General features: G+C 71.2%; 11 protein-coding genes. 5 read left to right on the top strand and 6 right to left on the bottom strand.

Going from position 1 to position 17,031, the window contains the following annotated elements; all coding sequences use genetic code 11:
• Window positions 1-270 precede the first annotated feature (270 nt).
• The gene (locus OG562_RS04460; RefSeq protein ID WP_266393810.1) at window positions 271-1,242 is read left to right on the top strand and encodes an alpha/beta hydrolase; all 972 of its coding nucleotides are present in this window, start codon (window positions 271-273) and stop codon (window positions 1,240-1,242) included.
• Window positions 1,243-1,262: 20 nt separating this feature from the next.
• Window positions 1,263-1,976, top strand: a complete 714-nt coding sequence (locus tag OG562_RS04455; protein WP_266393809.1) for an alpha/beta fold hydrolase — start codon at window positions 1,263-1,265, stop codon at window positions 1,974-1,976.
• A 147-nt stretch (window positions 1,977-2,123) separates the two neighbouring features.
• Here OG562_RS04455 and OG562_RS04450 read toward each other — a convergent pair whose 3' ends face one another.
• Both OG562_RS04450 and OG562_RS04445 read right to left on the bottom strand, forming a co-directional pair.
• Window positions 2,124-3,356 carry a cytochrome P450 gene (locus tag OG562_RS04450; protein ID WP_266393808.1) on the bottom strand — a complete coding sequence of 411 codons (1,233 nt, stop codon included), beginning with the start codon at window positions 3,354-3,356 and terminating at the stop codon, window positions 2,124-2,126.
• A gap of 174 nt (window positions 3,357-3,530) precedes the next feature.
• On the bottom strand, window positions 3,531-4,472 hold the full coding sequence (locus OG562_RS04445) for a TIGR01777 family oxidoreductase (RefSeq protein ID WP_266393807.1): 942 nt from the start codon (window positions 4,470-4,472) through the stop codon (window positions 3,531-3,533).
• A 226-nt stretch (window positions 4,473-4,698) separates the two neighbouring features.
• On the opposite strand from OG562_RS04445, the gene OG562_RS04440 reads away from it, so the two are divergent.
• The gene (locus OG562_RS04440; protein WP_266393806.1) at window positions 4,699-6,759 is read left to right on the top strand and encodes a discoidin domain-containing protein; all 2,061 of its coding nucleotides are present in this window, start codon (window positions 4,699-4,701) and stop codon (window positions 6,757-6,759) included.
• Between the two features lie 24 nt (window positions 6,760-6,783).
• Window positions 6,784-7,380 (top strand): TetR/AcrR family transcriptional regulator, encoded by a 597-nt coding sequence (locus OG562_RS04435; protein WP_266393804.1) that lies wholly within the window; start codon window positions 6,784-6,786, stop codon window positions 7,378-7,380.
• A gap of 3 nt (window positions 7,381-7,383) precedes the next feature.
• Here OG562_RS04435 and fxlM read toward each other — a convergent pair whose 3' ends face one another.
• The 4 genes from fxlM to OG562_RS04415 form a co-directional block, all read right to left on the bottom strand.
• Complete coding sequence (gene fxlM / locus OG562_RS04430) at window positions 7,384-9,702, bottom strand: methyltransferase, FxLD system (protein ID WP_266393802.1); 2,319 nt, start codon at window positions 9,700-9,702, stop codon at window positions 7,384-7,386.
• A gap of 35 nt (window positions 9,703-9,737) precedes the next feature.
• Window positions 9,738-11,648, bottom strand: a complete 1,911-nt coding sequence (locus OG562_RS04425) for an ATP-binding cassette domain-containing protein (protein WP_266393800.1) — start codon at window positions 11,646-11,648, stop codon at window positions 9,738-9,740.
• Between the two features lie 427 nt (window positions 11,649-12,075).
• Window positions 12,076-13,524, bottom strand: coding sequence for an argininosuccinate synthase (gene argG / locus OG562_RS04420; RefSeq protein ID WP_266393798.1), 1,449 nt, complete (start codon window positions 13,522-13,524; stop codon window positions 12,076-12,078).
• A gap of 150 nt (window positions 13,525-13,674) precedes the next feature.
• The gene (locus tag OG562_RS04415) at window positions 13,675-15,051 is read right to left on the bottom strand and encodes a cation:dicarboxylase symporter family transporter (RefSeq protein ID WP_266393793.1); all 1,377 of its coding nucleotides are present in this window, start codon (window positions 15,049-15,051) and stop codon (window positions 13,675-13,677) included.
• 274 nt (window positions 15,052-15,325) lie between these two features.
• Here OG562_RS04415 and OG562_RS04410 point away from each other — a divergent pair, with 274 nt between their 5' ends.
• Window positions 15,326-16,999, top strand: a complete 1,674-nt coding sequence (locus OG562_RS04410; protein WP_266393791.1) for a collagen binding domain-containing protein — start codon at window positions 15,326-15,328, stop codon at window positions 16,997-16,999.
• The last annotated feature ends 32 nt before the right edge of the window (window positions 17,000-17,031 follow it).

Raw genomic sequence — 17,031 nt, 5'->3', positions numbered from 1 at the left:
CCGGCTGAAAATCGTACGAGGCGCAGGGAATTCCCGGCCCTCCACACAAGCCGCTCGGGCCGGGACCATGTGTTCCGCGAGCGCATGGGGTAATTCCCGACAGCGCATGGCGTTCTGTGTGTTGTGTACGTTCTGTGCACTGTGAGGACATCGGTCGTGCACCCGCGGGCAATTTCCGGCCGCCTGGCGGAATTAGCTTGAAAGGGCAGGACAGTGCGAGACAACGCACCCAGCTTTCAGAGCACACACCGAGAACAGCAGGAGAAGCTCATGTCCGACGTCGTCGAGCCGGTCACGCCGGTGCTCGAACCCGAGGCCGCGGCGTTCGCCGAGGCGACCGCGAATCCGCCGTACCTCTTCGACCTGTCTCCGGCGGAGGGGCGCAAGGCGGTCGACGAGGTGCAGTCCGGGGAGATCGCCAAGCCGGATGTCGACGAGGAGTGGGTCACCGTCTCGGGGGGTCCCACGGGCAGTGTCCGTGTCCGTGTGGTCAGGCCGGCGGGCGTCGGGGGCGCTCTGCCGGTGATCCTCTACATCCATGGCGCCGGCTGGGTGTTCGGCGACGCTCACACCCATGACCGTCTGGTGCGCGAGCTCGCGGTGGGGGCGGGGGCGGCGGTGGTCTTCCCGGAGTACGACCTCTCGCCGGAGGCGCGTTATCCGGTGGCGATCGAGCAGAACTACGCGGTGGCCCGGTGGATCGTCACCGAAGGTGCACAGCACTCCCTCGACGCTTCGCGTCTGGCGGTGGCCGGTGACTCGGTGGGCGGCAACATGACGGCGGCCCTCACGCTGATGGCCAAGGAGCGTGGGGATGTTCCGCTGGTGCAGCAGGTGTTGTTCTATCCGGTGACGGACGCGAGTTTCGACACCGGTTCCTACCGTCAGTTCGCCACGGGTTATTTTCTGCGGCGGGACGGGATGCAGTGGTTCTGGGACCAGTACACGACCGACGAGGCGGAGCGTGCGCAGATCACCGCGTCCCCGCTGCGTGCGACGGTCGAGCAGTTGACCGGGCTGCCTCCGGCGCTGGTGATCACGGGTGAGGCGGACGTGCTGCGTGACGAGGGCGAGGCCTACGCCAACAAGCTCCGCGCGGCCGGCGTGCCGGTCACGGCGGTCCGCTACCAGGGCATCATCCACGACTTCGTGATGCTCAACGCCCTGCGCTCGACGCACGCCGCCGAGGCCGCCATCAAGCTGGCCACGAGCACCCTGCGCGACGTCCTGCACACGGCCTGACCCGAGGAGACACCACAGCCATGACCACCCCCACCGTCGTCCTCGTCCACGGCGCGTTCGCGGACGCCACGAGCTGGTCCGGCGTCATCGCCGAACTCCAGAAGCACGGCGTCTCCGTCGTCGCCCCGCCCAACCCGCTGCGCGGTCTCGCCTCCGACGCCGCGTACATCGCGTCCTTCGCCGCCCAGATCGACGGCCCCGTCGTCCTCGTCGGCCACTCCTACGGCGGCGCCCTGATCACCGTCGCCGGCACGACCGAGAACGTCGTCGGTCTGGTCTACGTCGCCGCCTACGCCCTGGAGGAGGGCGAGAGCCTCGGCGAGCTGCAGGGCCGCTTCCCGCTCTCGTCGCTGGTCGACAACCTCAAGGAGTGGACCTACCCGGTACCGGGCGGCGACCCGGCCGTCGAGGTCACCATCGCCGAGGACGCCTTCCCGTCGGTGTTCGCCGCGGACGTGCCCGCCGACGTCACCAAGGTGCTCGCCGCGGCCCAACGTCCGCTGGCCGCCGCCGCGTTCGGCGAGACGGCGGCCGCGGCCGCCTGGCAGACCAAGCCGTCCTGGGCGTTGATCGCCGGCGCGGACGAGGCGATCAACCCCGAGGTGGAGCGCTTCGGCGCCAAGCGGGCCGGGGCGATCGTCGTCGAGGTCGAGGGCGCCTCGCACGCCGTCGCCGTCTCGCAGCCGAAGGCGGTCGCGGACCTGATCCGCGACGCGGTGCGCGCGACGAGCTGACATCCGAGACGGCCGAGACGGCCGAGACGTCCGGCCACCGGTCGGCCGCGCGGGCGCGATTCCCCCGTATCGCGCCCGCGCGGCCCGCCGTGGTGCTGTCCACGTCGGCGCCGCCTGCGTCGGCGCCCCCAGGTCAGCTCGCCTCGCTCACCAGGCCACCGGCAGCTCGTACACCCCGTACACGATCCCGTCGTTCTTGAACGGGATCTCCTTCAGGTCGGCTGCCACGCGCAGTTCGGGCACCCGGCGGAACAACGTGCCGTAGACCACCTGGAGTTCGATGCGGGCCAGCGGCTGGCCGAGGCACTGGTGGATGCCGAAGCCGAACGCCATGTGCCGGCGCGCGTCGCGGCGTACGTCGAGCCGGCCGGGGTCGGGGAAGCGGTCCGGGCTCCAGTTGCCGGTGGCGCCCGGGATGATGACGCCCTCACCGGCGCGGATGAGCCGGCCGCCGACCTCCAGGTCCTCCAGCGCGAGCCGGCGCTGACCGCTGTGCACGACGGTCAGATAGCGCAGCAGCTCCTCCACCGCGCCCGCCATGACCTGGGGATCGTCGGTGTCGCGGACGATCGCCAGCTGCTCGGGGTGCTCCAGCAGCGCCAGGACGCCCAGCGCGATCATGTTGGCGGTGGTCTCGTGCCCGGCGCCGAGCAGCAGCACGCCCAGGGTGGCGGCCTCGTGGCGGGTCAGGTCGCCCGCGTCCGTCCGTGCCGCCAGGTCGGAGAGCATGTCGTCGGCCGGAGTGGCGAGCTTCACGTCGAGCAGCCTGTCCAGGTACTGGTACAGGGCGATGTTGGCGGCGCGGGCCTGCTCCGCCGTCGAGTCGCGGCTCACCCCCACCTTGCTGTGGGTCTGGAAGAAGTCGTGATCCTCATAGGGGATTCCCAGCAGTTCGCAGATCACCAGCGACGGCAGCGGCAGCGCCAGCGCGTCGACCAGGTCGACGGGGTTCGGCCCGGCCAGCATCGCGTCGATCAGGTCGTCGGCGATGCGCTGCACCACGGGTCGCAGAGCCTCCATCCGCTTGATCGCGAAGGGGGCGGTGACCATCCGGCGGATCCGTGCGTGGTCGGGGTCGTCCATGTTGAGGAACGACGGCGGGGTCTTGCCCGCGGTCTCCTTGAACCCCTGGCTCAGGTAAGGGAATCCGGACCGGGTGACGTCGACGCTGAGCCGTTGGTCGCCGTAGAGGGCCCGCTGGTCGTCGTAGCGGGTGACGAGCCAGTGCGTGGTGCCGTCCCACAACCGGACCTTGGCGACCGGCTGTTCGTCGTGCAGTCGCAGCATCTCCGGGGGCGGCGCGAACGGACAGGCGGCGTCCCGGGGCATCGGGAAGTCCGGTACGGACTCGGACGGATCGTGCGCAAGGGTGGGGGTCATGGCACTCCTCGTGGGGGGAACGTCCGGCGCCATCGAACCGCAGGTTCCTGACAGCCCGCCGTCAGACGCCTGACACCCAACTGTTAGTGACCCACGTCACCTTGACCGACGGCCGACGGCCGACGGCCGGCAGCCGGCCGCCGGCCGCCGGTAACCGGTGGCCGACGTCATCGGTCAGCGCTCGCGCACCCGCCCTACGAGGTCCTCGGCGGCCTGCGGCCATTGTGCGTGGTCGAAGGCGAAACCCGCCGTGAGGAGGCGGCCGGGGACGACGCGCCGGCTCTTCAGGAGCAGTTCGGTGTCCGAGCGCAGGGCGAACGCGCCGAGTTCCGCCATCCACCTCGTCGCGGGCAGACCCACCGGGACGCCCCACGCGGCGCGCAGCGCCCGCATGAACGCGCGTTGGGGGAGGGGGGTCGGCGCGGCGAGGTTCACCGGCCCGGCGAGATCCTCGCGCGCGATGAGGAACTCGACCGCACGGACGAAGTCGTGGTCGTGGATCCAGGACACGTACTGCGCGCCGCCCGCGACCGGGCCGCCGAGGCCGAGCCGGGCCAGCCGCAGCAGGACGTCGAACACCCCGCCCCGGTCGGGGCTCATCACCATGGCGGAGCGCAGGGCCACCTTGCGGGTGTGCGGGGTGTCGGCCTTCTCCTGTTCCCGCTCCCACGCCGTGGCGATGTCGACGCTGTAGCCCCAGTAGCCCGGAACGCCCGCTTCGGCGCCGCCCAGCAGGCCGGTGAACTCGTCGTTGGGGGCGTCGAAGCGGTGGGCGTAGATCGTGGCGGTGCTCATCTGCAGCCAGACCTTCGGGGGGCGGCCGGCGGCGGCGATCGCCTCGCCCACGACCCGCGTCGAGTCGATCCGGGAGTCCATCATGGCCTGCAGGTTGGCCGGGGTGTAGCGGCAACTGACGCTGCGCCCGGCCAGGTTGACCACGACGTCGCTGCCGTCGACCGCCTCGGCCCAGCGCCCCGGGGTCCGGCCGTCCCAGCCGATCTCACCGGGCCCCGAGGGGCGTCTGCTGAGCACCACGACCTCGTGCCCGGCCGCGCTCAGCGCCCGCCGCAGCACCGAGCCCACCTGCCCGGTCCCACCGGGCATCACGATCTTCATCAGCGGGGTCCCTTCCGTCTTGGAAGAGGACCCTACCTTGTTTTGAACGCGTTCAAAACACGTCGACTCCTCTTGGGCTCCATCAGGTCAACTGTCCCGGACTATTGACTCGGAATCCGCCAGTCGCGATCCTCAACGCATATCTTGCGTCGGTCATGACAACCCCAAGGGCGATCAAAACGCCCTAGTCGACCGCGCGATCCCGTCGACCGAGGGACGTGTGCCCATGACCATGACCGGACGCTCGTACCGCAGACGCAGACAAGTCACCCTCGTCTCGCTGCTCCTGCTCGTGCTGGGCACGATCCTCGGCCCCACGCCGAGTTCGGCGGCCGCCGCCGACTGGTGGACGCCGACCGCGCGGCCCACACCGGACTCCCAGGTCAACGTCACCGGCGAGCCGTTCACCGGTACCAACTCGGCAGGGGAGGTGAAGGGGTTCATCGACGCCCACAACCACCTGTTCTCCAACGAGGCCTTCGGCGGGCGGCTGATCTGCGGCAAGGTGTTCTCCGAGTCGGGCGTGGCCGACGCCCTCAAGGACTGTCCCGAGCACTACCCGGACGGCACGCTCGCGCTCTTCGACTACATCACCCACGGCGGCGACGGAAAGCACGACCCGGTCGGCTGGCCGACGTTCAAGGACTGGCCGGCGTACGACTCGATGACCCATCAGGCGAACTACTACGCCTGGGTGGAGCGGGCCTGGCGCGGCGGACAGCGCGTCCTGGTCAACGACCTCGTCACCAACGGCATGATCTGCTCCATCTACCCGTTCAAGGACCGCAGTTGTGACGAGATGACGTCGATCCGCCTCCAGGCGAAGCTGACGTACGACCTCCAGGCGTTCATCGACAAGATGTACGGCGGCACGGGCAAGGGCTGGTTCCGGATCGTCACCGACAGCGCGCAGGCCCGACAGGTCATCCAGCAGGGCAAGTTGGCGGTCGTCCTGGGCGTCGAGACCTCCGAGCCGTTCGGCTGCAAGCAGATCCTCGACATCGCGCAGTGCAGCAAGGCCGACATCGACAAGGGCCTGGACGAGCTGTACGCGCTGGGCGTGCGCAGCATGTTCCTGTGCCACAAGTTCGACAACGCGCTGTGCGGCGTCCGCTTCGACGAGGGCGGCCTCGGAACGGCCATCAACGTCGGCCAGTTCCTGTCGACCGGCACCTTCTGGCAGACGGAGACCTGCAAGGGCCCGCAGCACGACAACCCGATCGGCACCGCCGCGTCCGAGGCCGAGGCGGACCTCCCCGCCGGCACGGACGTCCCGGAGTACGACACGGCCGCCCAGTGCAACACCCGCGGGCTCACCAGCCTCGGCGAGTACGCCGTACGCGGGATGATGAAGCGCAAGATGATGCTCGAGATCGACCACATGAGCGTCAAGGCCACCGGCCAGGCGCTCGACATCTTCGAGGCCGCCTCCTACCCCGGCGTGCTCTCCTCGCACAGCTGGATGGACCTCAACTGGACCGAGCGCGTGTACAGCCTCGGCGGCTTCGTCGCCCAGTACATGCACGGCTCCGAGGCGTTCGCCACCGAGGCCGAGCGCACGAACGCCCTGCGCGACAAGTACAACGTCGGCTACGGCTTCGGCACCGACTTCAACGGCATCGGCGACCACCCCGCCCCGCGCGGAGCGGACGCCGCCAACAAGGTGACGTACCCCTTCAAGAGCGTCGACGGCGGTTCCGTCATCGACAAGCAGACCGTCGGCACCCGCACCTTCGACTTCAACACCGACGGCGGCGCCGACGTCGGCCTGATCCCCGACTGGATCGAGGACATCCGGCTCGTCGGCGGCCAGGACGTGGTGAACGACCTCTTCCGGGGTGCCGAGTCCTACCTCGACACCTGGGGCGCGGCCGAGCAGCACCAGGCGTCGGTCAACCTCGCCAAGGGCCAGACGGCCACGGCCAGTTCGTCGGAGTCCAACCCGTTCACCAGCTACCAGCCGGGCCGGGCCGTGGACGGCGACGACGACAGCCGCTGGGCCAGCGACTGGAGCGACGACCAGTGGTGGCAGGTCGACCTGGGCTCCACCAACCTGGTGTCCCGGGTCACCCTGGACTGGGAGCGCGCGTACGGGAAGTCGTACCGCATCGAGCTCTCCACCGACGGCACGACCTGGACGACCGCCTGGTCCACCACCTCCGGCGACGGCGGTCTGGACACGGCCAAGTTCACCGGCACACCGGCCCGCTACGTCCGCGTCCACGGCCTCGACCGGGGCACCGACTGGGGATACTCGTTGTACGAAGTGGGCGTCCACAGCGCCTGACGTACGACACCGGGGGACTCACACATGGCACGCATGCCGTCGGCCGAGCGACGCAGACAGCTGACGGAAGCGGCGATCAGGGCGATGGCCCGGGACGGCGTCCCCAGGACGACCACCCGGTCCATCGCCGCCGAGGCCGGTGTGTCCCTGAGCGTCTTCCACTACTGCTTCGACTCCAAGGAGGCCCTGGTCGAGTCGGTCATCACGACGCTCACCGACCACTCGGTGAGCGTCGTGAAGGACGCGATCCGGCCCAGGGCCACCCTGGAGGAGACGGTCCGGGCCGGCTTCCAGGCGTACTGGGACCACGTCCGAGCCCACCCCGACGAGCACATGCTCACCTACGAACTCACCCAATACGCCCTGCGTCAGCCCGGGTTCGAGCATCTGGCACGCCGCCAGTACGAGCTGTACGGCGAGGCGTACGCCGAACTCATCGAGGAACTGCGCCGGAGCATGGAACTCCGGCTCGCCGTGCCCGTCTCCGTCCTGGCCCGCTACCTCGCCGCCATGACCGACGGCCTGACCCTCAACTACCTCGTCCTCGGCGACGAGGCCGCCTGGACCGACATCCTGGACACCGTCACCGCCCATATCGCCGGGCTGGTCCAGCGGCCGTAGCCGTCAGGCACGCCGGGACGGCCAGGTGAAGACGAGTCGGCTGTGCGGCTTGTCCAGGACCCGGCCCTCGGGGAGGTCCCGGTCGGCGGCTCCGGCCGGGTGCACCGTCAGGCGGGGGACCGTGTCGCGTGCGTCGCGGTCCCAGGCGGTGACGAGGCCCGCCATGGCGTCGGCGAGTCCGTCGGCGTGCGGGCCGTACGCGTGCACGCCGAACTCCCAGAGAACGGCGCCGGATACGGCGTCCGGGGCGAGTCTGCGGGTCAGGAGACGGGCGAGGGAGCCGTCGCGGACGAGGGCCGCGGCGTCCCACCGGCCGGGGCGGTGCAGGACGCCGGTGTCGAGGTCGGCGTCGACGGCGATCCGGGCGAACCCGTCGCCCAGATGCGTCGCCAGCCACAGCAGGAGCATGTCGAACGGCACGTCGCCGGGGACGGTGACCCCGGTCCACCGTTCGACGCGGGGCAGGTCGAGGGCCGCTTCGAGCGAGCCGGTGTCCACGGGGACGCCGTCGGCGAAGCGCACGCCGACCTCCCCGCCGCGCAGCCGGGTCACGGCGTCCTCACGGTAGCCCGGACCCTGCAGCGGGACGAACCCGCACACGGTGAAGGAGTCGGCGACCAGGTGTCCGCCGCGCTTGGTGAACGGGATCGACCAGGTGTAGCCGTGCACGCGCAACGGCACGACGAGGCGTCCGCCTTCGACGAGTGCGCCGATCCAGGCGGGCGGGATGTCACGGGCCTCCACGGTGACGACCACGGCGTCCACGCTGCCGGGCGCCGCGAGGCGGGCCGGGGCGGTGACACCGTCGCCGAGGTGGACGTGAATCCGGTGGTAGCCGGTGTCGGCGAGGAAGCGGCGGGCGCGGTCGGTGACGTAGGGGTCGATGTCGACGCTGATCACGGTGCCGTGCGGGCCGACGACCTCCTGGAGGAGGGCGGCGTGGTAACCGCCGGAGCCGATCTCGACAACGGTGTCTCCGGGGCGGAGCGCCGCGTCGCGCAGCATCAGGGCCTGCAGCCAGGGGGCCGAGACGCTGCTGGTGGCCTGCCCGCCGGGGGCGTGCCTGGTCACGGGCGACTGATCCACGGCGTACGCCTCCGCCAGGGCGATCCCGGGCAGGAAGCGATGCCGCGGGACCTGCCGGAAGGCCGCCTCGATCACGCCGCCCGCGTCGGCCCGGCCCTCCGCGACCAGCCGGTCGGCCATCGCGTGCCGCAACTCGACTGCTTCTGCCGCCTGTTGGGCGACCCCGGGTGTCTCAGACCTTTCCGTCGGGGCGATCGGGTAGCGGCGGACCGGCGGCAGGCCGGTCAGCAGGCCGGGCCAGACGGTGTCGATGACATGCGCGCTCGGGGTGAACAACGGCTGGGCGAGCGTCGGCAGGTCGCTCACCTCGTGCCACTCCAGACGGTGGAGCAGATGCGGTTCGGCGACCGTCGGCTCGCCGGTGCAGTCGGTGATCCGGACGGCGGCCGTCATCCGGGGGATCCCGTGGACGGAGTCCATCAGGAAGGCCAGCAGCCGCGCGTTCGCGGGGTCGGCCTTCAGCCCGGTCTCCTCCTCCAACTCCCTTACCGCGGTGTCGACGTAGTCCTCGTCGGCGTCGTTCTTCCCGCCGGGCAGCTCCCAGACCCCGCGGACCGACCAGCCCAGCAGGATCCGCCCCGCGGGGTCGGTGACGACGACTCCGGCGCCGGTGAGCGCATGCGGGGAGGGACGCCCCTTCGCGGCGCACCTGACATGGTCGGGTGCGGGAACGGGGTCGCGCAGCACGACGAAGGCCAGCCCGTCCGCGTCATGGCGTTCGACGACCGACCAGCCCGAGCCCAGCAGCGCGAGCTCGTCCTCGTCGAGGGCGATGTTCCGCCTGTCGTCGGTTACGGACGTGGCGACCGGCGTGATGACGCAGAGGGCGCCGCCTGGACGCAGTCGCTCGCGCAGCCGGTTCGTCACCCGGGTGCGGTCGCGGACGAAGGCCCAGCTGAGGCGGAAGACGATCAGGTCGTAGACGGGACGGGGCAGGTCGTCGAGGGAGTCCTGCTCGATGTCGAATCGCCGGTAGACGATGCCTTCGCCGCCTTCGCGGTGGTTGCGGGCGAGGTCGAGGGCGGCGGGGGCGTGGTCGACCGCGTCGACCTCGTAGCCGATGTCCGTGAGATGGCGGGCGAGTTCGCCCAGCCCGCAGCCGACGTCCAGGGCGAGCCCGCCCTCGGGAGCCGGGAGGTGTTCGGCGAGCAGCCGCCGCTCGGCCTCGCCGAGACCGTGGAAGCTCCTGCCGCTGGTGTAGTGCGCGTCCCACTCGTCGGGCGTGGTGTATCCCACCGTGAGGGTCTCCTTAGGTGTGAGGCGACGGACGGTCAACGATCATGGGACAACGCCAGGAGTTCGGCGAACAAGCCGCCGCCGTGGGCGAGTTCGTCGTAGGCCCCCTGTTCGGCGATCCGGCCGTGCTCCATCACGATGATCCGGTCGGCGATGCGGGTGTTGACCAGCTGGTGGGTCACCACGATCGTGATGCAGTCGCCGGCGAGCGCCTTGATCTGTTCGAGGATCCGGTGCTCGCCGCGGGCGTCCATCTGGCTGGTCGGCTCGTCCAGGATCAGCAGGCCCGCCCTGCGGTACAGGGCCCGGGCGCATGCCAGACGCTGCCACTGCCCGCCGGACAGCTCCGTGCCGCCCCACAACTCCCGGGCGAGCAGCGTGTCCAGGCCGTTCGGCAGCTCCTCGACGGCCTCGCGCAGGCCGACGGCGTCCAGCGCCTGCCACACCAGGTCGTCCCCCTCGGCCCGGGGCTGTCCGAGGGTGACGTTGTCCCGGACCGACAGCGGCCACTGGGCGAAGTGCTGCGGGACCAGCCCGGACTGGTCCCACAGGCGGTCCGGATCGAGCCCGGCGACGTCGTGACCGTTCCAGCGGACCGTCCCCTTGTCGGGGAGGAAGAGCGCGGCGAGCAGCCGGGTGAGCGTCGATTTTCCGGAACCGTTCTCACCGACCACGGCGAGGATCTCGCCCCGCCGCACCGTCAACGACACCCCGGCCACGGCGGGCGACTCCTTGCCCGGATAGCGGTAGACGCCCTCGTCGACCCGGATCTCCTCCAGCGGGCCGGTGAGCGCCGACTCGCCACGGTCGGGGGCGCGCCTGGCGGCGTAGTCGAGGAAGCCGTCCATGTCGGCGAGGTAGAGGGAGCTGTGGAACATGGCCGCGCCGTAGACGACGAACTGGCTGAGCGCGGCCAGGGTGGTCTGCACGGCGACCACCGCGGTCGCGGCGATCGCCGCCTCGACCCGTCCCGTCGCCGCCAGCCAGGCCAGCGCCGCCCAGGTGAGGACGAGGAAGACGCCGCCGATCGCCGAGCTGGCGAGCACGATCCGCAGCATCCTGGGGGCCACGGCGAGGATGCGGGCGTCGATGCGCTCGGAGATCGCCCGGTACCAGAACACCAGGTAGCCGGTCATGCCGTTGGCGCGGATCTCGTCCGTGAACTTCACGGTGGTCGCCCAACCGCGCATGTTCTGCCGGACGTTGCGGTCGCCCACGTTGGCGTAGTGCGTCTCGTAGGTGACCTTCGCGTGCAGCACCGCGCCCACCGCGGAGGGGACGACGGCGAGGAGCAGCAGCGGCAGCATCAGCGGATGCAGCACCGACAGCACCCCGCTCGCGGTGACCATGCGGACCACGGAGGCCGTGAACCGGGTGGCGTCCTGCACCATCAGATGACTGCGCACCACCCCCATCTCCGCGGCCTCCTGCCGGTCCGTGCAACCGTCCTCGGCCCGCGCCGCGGCCTCCATCCGGCATACGGCCGCCACCAGCGCGCTGTCCGCCTCCGTCGTCAGCCGGGGCGTGATCCGCCCGTCCGCGTACGAGGACAGCGCGCTCGCGATCCGGCCGGCCCCCGCGGCGAGCGCGATGACCACCAGTGCGGGGAGCGCCTGATGCACCCGGTCGGCCACCTCCCCGGCAGCCAGCAACGACCGCATCGCACGGGCGGTGGAGGTCAGCAGGACGGCGGCGCTCACCCCGACGGCCAGCTGGCAGCCCGCCAGCAGCAGCACGGCCCGGCGGTCGATGGCCCACGCCATCCTGGCGGTCTGCGTCAGCACCGACGGCAGCCGCCGGCACATCGCCGCGAACGTGGCCTCTTCCAACGGGTTCCTGCCGTGGCGGCCGCCGTAGCGCAGCTCGGCGGGCGGCGGAGGCGGTAACCGGCGAGGCGCGGCCGACGTCTGCGAAGCGCCGGCCTGCTGCCGGTGCGTGGACGTCATTCCCCGCACCCCGACTCCGGTCGAACGGCGTCAACACCGTGCATCGGACGCATCCGACCGGCGGCAGCGATCCGAGCGGGCTGTTCGAAGGCCGAAGGCGTGGGGACGAGGGCGGGGACGGTAGGCACGGGTTCCTCCTGCGATCGCTCGGGTGGATCGGACACCTCAAGAACGTGCCTGATCAAGAAGCCGTCACGGGGGAGGGCGGGCGAATCATCGGGCGAAAGTTCGAGCAGGGGGGTGCTGCCCCGGTGGCCCTTGGGGGATGCCGCCGACATGTCGTGTTCGACGACCCGTGTGGAGCACTGTCACCCGATCGAGCGATTGCGGGCACGGCAGCGGACATACGACAGCGGGCCCCGGCGGAAGGGAATCCGCCGGGGCCCGCTGCCCAGGTGTGCACGACGCGTACGACCGCCGACCGGCCTCAGTCCGTGCCGGACTCCATCGCGGCGCGGTCCAGCATGGTCTCCTCGTCCGTGGCCTCGCCGCGCGAGGCGATCACCTCGGCGCCGCCCTCGTCCATGGCGCCGATCAGACCGGTCGACGCGGCCTGCGCGGCGCCGATCGGCCTCGGGTGGTCGCTGCCGACCAGGCCCAGGCCCGCGTACTGCTCGAGGCGGGCCCGCGAGTCGGCGATGTCCAGGTTGCGCATGGTGAGCTGGCCGATCCGGTCCACCGGGCCGAACGCCGAGTCCTCGGTCCGCTCCATGGAGAGCTTGTCCGGGTGGTAGCTGAGCGCCGGGCCCCGGGTGTCGAGGACCGAGTAGTCCTCGCCGCGCCGCAGCCGGACGGTCACCTCGCCGGTGATCGCCGTGCCGACCCAGCGCTGGAGCGACTCGCGCACCATCAGCGCCTGCGGGTCCAGCCAGCGGCCCTCGTAGAGCAGCCGGCCCAGGCGCCGGCCCTCGTTGTGGTACGCGGCGATGGTGTCCTCGTTGTGGATCGCGTTGACGAGGCGCTCGTAGGCGATGTGCAGCAGCGCCATGCCTGGGGCCTCGTAGATGCCGCGGCTCTTGGCCTCGATGATCCGGTTCTCGATCTGGTCGGACATGCCGAGGCCGTGCCGGCCGCCGATCGCGTTGACCTCCATGACGAGATCGACGGGGGAGGCGAACTCCTTGCCGTTGACGGTGACCGGGCGGCCCTGGTCGAAGCCGATCGTCACGTCCTCCGTGAGGATCTCCACCGACGGGTCCCAGAACCGCACGCCCATGATCGGGTCGACCGTCTCGATGCCCGTGTCGAGGTGCTCCAGGGTCTTCGCCTCGTGCGTGGCGCCCCAGATGTTGGCGTCCGTGGAGTACGCCTTCTCCGTCGAGTCCCGGTACGGCAGCCCGTGCGCGAGCAGCCACTCCGACATCTCCTTGCGGCCGCCGAGCTCCGTGACGAAGTCCGCGTCCAGCCAGGGCTTGTAGATCCGCAGGTGCGGGTTGGCGAGCAGCCCGTACCGGTAGAACCGCTCGATGTCGTTGCCCTTGAACGTGGAGCCGTCGCCCCAGATCTGGACCCCGTCCTCGAGCATGGCCCGCACCAGCAGCGTGCCGGTCACGGCCCGTCCCAGCGGCGTGGTGTTGAAGTACGGACGCCCGCCCGACTTGATGTGGAACGCGCCGCAGGCGAGCGCCGCCAGTCCTTCCTCGACCAGCGCGGCACGGCAGTCGACGAGCCGGGCGATCTCGGCGCCGTACGCGTTGGCACGGCCGGGCACGGACGCGATGTCGGGTTCGTCGTACTGGCCGATGTCGGCGGTGTACGTGCACGGGACGGCGCCCTTGTCGCGCATCCAGGCGACGGCGACGGAGGTGTCGAGCCCGCCGGAGAAGGCGATGCCGACGCGCTCGCCGGTGGGAAGGGAGGTGAGGACCTTGGACATAGCAAGACTATGCATCAGAATGAATTTTCATGCAACGTCGGCAGGTGGGGCCGGTCGCCTCCGGGCCGGATCCGGGGTAGGGCGTCGAGGCCGGCGCCGAGGCCCGGCGTCGAGCGGGTGCGGGGCGCCGGGCCGTCGACTGCCGATCCTTTAGGCGTGGGGCGCTGTGGGGCGGCCGGTCTGCGGCGCGTCTCCGCTCGTTTCCGGTCCCGGTTCGGCTTCCTCCGGTACGAACGCGATCTCGCCGTCGAGCACCTTCTTGACCCGGTCCATGTCCAGCGCGCCCTCCCAGCGGGAGACGGCGAAGACGGCGACGCAGTTGCCGAGGAGGTTGGTGGCGACGCGCATCGAGTCCATGATCCGGTCGACGCCGAGGAGCAGGGCGACCGCGCCGACGGGGATGACCCCGAGCGCGGACGCGGTCGCCGACAGCGCGAGGAACGCCGAACCGGGCACGCCTGCCATGCCCTTGCTGGTCAGCATCAGGACGAGGACGACCGTGACCTGCTGGCCGAGGGAGAGGTCCACGCCGACCGCCTGCGCGATGAACAGGGTGCCGATGGAGAGGTAGATCGACGCGCCGTCGAGGTTGAAGGAGTAGCCGGTCGGCAGGACCAGGCCGACGGCGTCGTCGCGGCAGCCGGCCTGGCGCAGCTTCTGCATCATGCGGGGCATGACGGTCTCGCTGGAGGCGGTGCCGAGCGCGAGCAGCATCTCCTCGCGGGTGTAGCGGACGAACTTCCAGAGGCTGACGCCGGAGACGGCCTTGAGGGCGACGGCCAGCAGCAGGAGGAAGAGCAGCGCCGACGCGTAACAGACGCCGATGAGCTTGCCGTACGTGGACATGACGCCGATGCCGTACTGGCCCACGAGGTGGGCCGTCGCGCCGAAGACCGCGAGCGGGGCGAGCTTCATGACGAAGCCGACGATCGCGAAGACGACGTCCTGGGCCTGCTCTGTCGCGGGCAGGATCTTGGGCACTCTGGTGTGGCCGAGGTGCAGCACGGCGGCCCCCACCAGACAGGCCAGCACCAGCACCTGGAGCAGCGAGTTCTCGGCGAACGCGCCGACCGCGCTGTCGGGCAGCGCGTGCAGGACGAACTCGGACGTCGAGGGCAGTGAGCCGCCGCCCGTCTTCTCGTCGACCGCCGCCGCGTCCAGCTTCGCCGGGTCCACGTTCATGCCGACGCCGGGCTGGACGAGGTTCCCGGCCAGCAGGCCGATCAGCAGCGCGAACGTGGTCGCGACCTCGAACCAGATCAGGGCCTTGAGGCCGATCCGTCCGAACGCCTTGAGGTCTCCGGCCTTGGTGATGCCGACGACGACCACGCAGAACACCAGGGGCGCGATGACCGCCTTGATGAGACGGACGAAGCCGTCGCCGAGCGGCTGGGCGGCCGTGCCGACGTCGGGCCACAGCCTCCCGACGGCGACTCCGAGGACGAGGGCGAAGGCGACCTGCGCGAACAGCGAGGTGCGCAGGGTGCGTGCGAAGCGTCGTGGCAGGGACGGTACGGACGATGGCACGGTATTCCTCCAAGCAACTTCTGCTATGCGGAAACTCACTTCCGTATAGTGGTGAGCGCCACTCTGGACCAGCGGCACGCATCGTGGAAGACCCCGGTCTCCGGCCGCACCGAATCTTGTACGTTGCTCCAAGAGCGCCCGCGGTGACGGCGGCGCCCGCCCCGGCCGGCGATCGAGGCGCCCCCCGGCCGGCGATCGACGGGTCTTCGGCCTTCACGATGTGTACGTCACCCCATCGCGGCAAGTTAGTGAGTAGAATCTCACTATGAGCTCTATGTCGACGACGAGGCCGGTGACGTACACACAGGCACGGGCGTGCCGGCTGGCCATCGGGGTGGCCGCCATGGCGCAGTGGGTGGCCATGTTCAACGCCACCCTCCCGACCGCCTTCCCGCTGGCGGAGGTCGCCGCGGGAGGTTTCGACGCGGCCACGTGGCGGCTGACCGTCCTGTACGCCTGCGCGCTCGCGGCTCCCCTGGTGTCCGCCGTCGCCCTCCGGCGGAGGGCCGGCCCGCGGTCGGCGTTCCTCGTCGGCCTGTCCGGGACCGCGGCCACCTCGGTGCTCCTGGCGGCGGCGCCCAACGCCGGCGCTTTCGCGGCCGGCTGCGTCCTGGAGGCGGCCTTCGCCTCGCTCGTCCTGTCCGGATCGCTCTCGCTCGCACTCACCGCGTTCGCGCGCCCGCCGTCCCCGCCCGCCCGCCGCCCCGCCGCGCGCGGCGGCCCGCTGAAGGTCATCGGGCTGTTCGGCGTGATCGCCGGACTCGGGGCGGCCGCGGGACGGTCCGTCGGCGACCTCCTCACCCGGCAGCTCAGCTGGCGCTGGGTGCTGTGCGGCAGTTCGACCCTGGCGCTGTTGACCCTCGCGCTCGGCGTCGTCAAATGCCTGCGCCACCCCGCCCCGCCGGAACCCCGGTTCCCGGCCGACGACCGGACCAGGACCCGGCTCCCCGCGCGCGCGGTGGCGGCCGTGGCCGTGGCCGTCGCGCTCGCCGTCGCCCTCCTGCTCCTGCTCCTGCGCTGGTGGCGGCCCGGACCGGCCGTCCTCGACCTGCTCCCCTTCTGGGCGCTGACCACGGCCGCCGCCGTGGCGGCGCACGCGTTCCGCCGACGACGCGGACACGTGTCCACCACCGTGACGGACCGGCCCGGCCCGGACGAACCGCAGGCCCGCGTGCTCGGCAGCGTACGGTCCGACGACGGCAGGCCGCTGGCAGGCGCCGTACTCACCCTCCTGACCCCCGAGGGAGCCGAGGTGTCGCGTACGCACACCGACACGGAGGGACGGTTCGCCCTCGAGGCCCCCGGCGCGGGCGGGTTCTTCCTCGTCACCGACGCCGGCACCCATCACCCGGCCGTCACCGAACTCGTGCTGCCCTCGGTCGAGACGGAGCTGCGCCACCAGGTGACCCTCGCCGCCGACCCCGTACGCTCCGACACCCACTCGGTGACCGGACGCGCGTGGGACGCCTCGGGCGGTGCTCCCGTGCCCGGCGCCCGGGCCATCCTCATGGCCTCCGACGGCGCTCTCGCCCGTACCGCCCCGACGGACGAGGACGGCCTGTTCCTCCTGGCCAGACTCGCCCGGGAGACCTACACGCTCGTCCTGCTCCACGAGGGCTACCGCCCCTCGGCCCTCTCCCTGCAGATCACCTCGACGGGCCCGTCCCCCTTCGACGTCGTGCTCACTCCCCGGGCGGACCTCGGCCGTCTCGAAGGGGTGATCCGGAGCGAACGCGGCACGCCCTTACCGGGGATCCTGCTCACGCTCACCGACCGCAGCGGCCTCGGGCTCACCACCACCACCGAGCCGAACGGCAGCTACCGCTTCGCCGACGTTCCGGTGGGCGACTACACCCTCGTGGCCGCCGGCGACCCGCCCACGGCGGCGGCGGTGCGCATCACCCAGGCGCGCCTCGAGAGGAACCTCCTGCTGCGCACCCCCCGATAGGACGTCCGACCGGGCCCGGCCGGCGTACGACG

This window comes from Streptomyces sp. NBC_01275, from assembly GCF_026340655.1.
Classification (GTDB): Bacteria; Actinomycetota; Actinomycetes; order Streptomycetales; family Streptomycetaceae; genus Streptomyces.
Note: the sequence above shows the minus strand (reverse complement) of the source record. Positions and strands in the feature narration are given on the sequence as shown.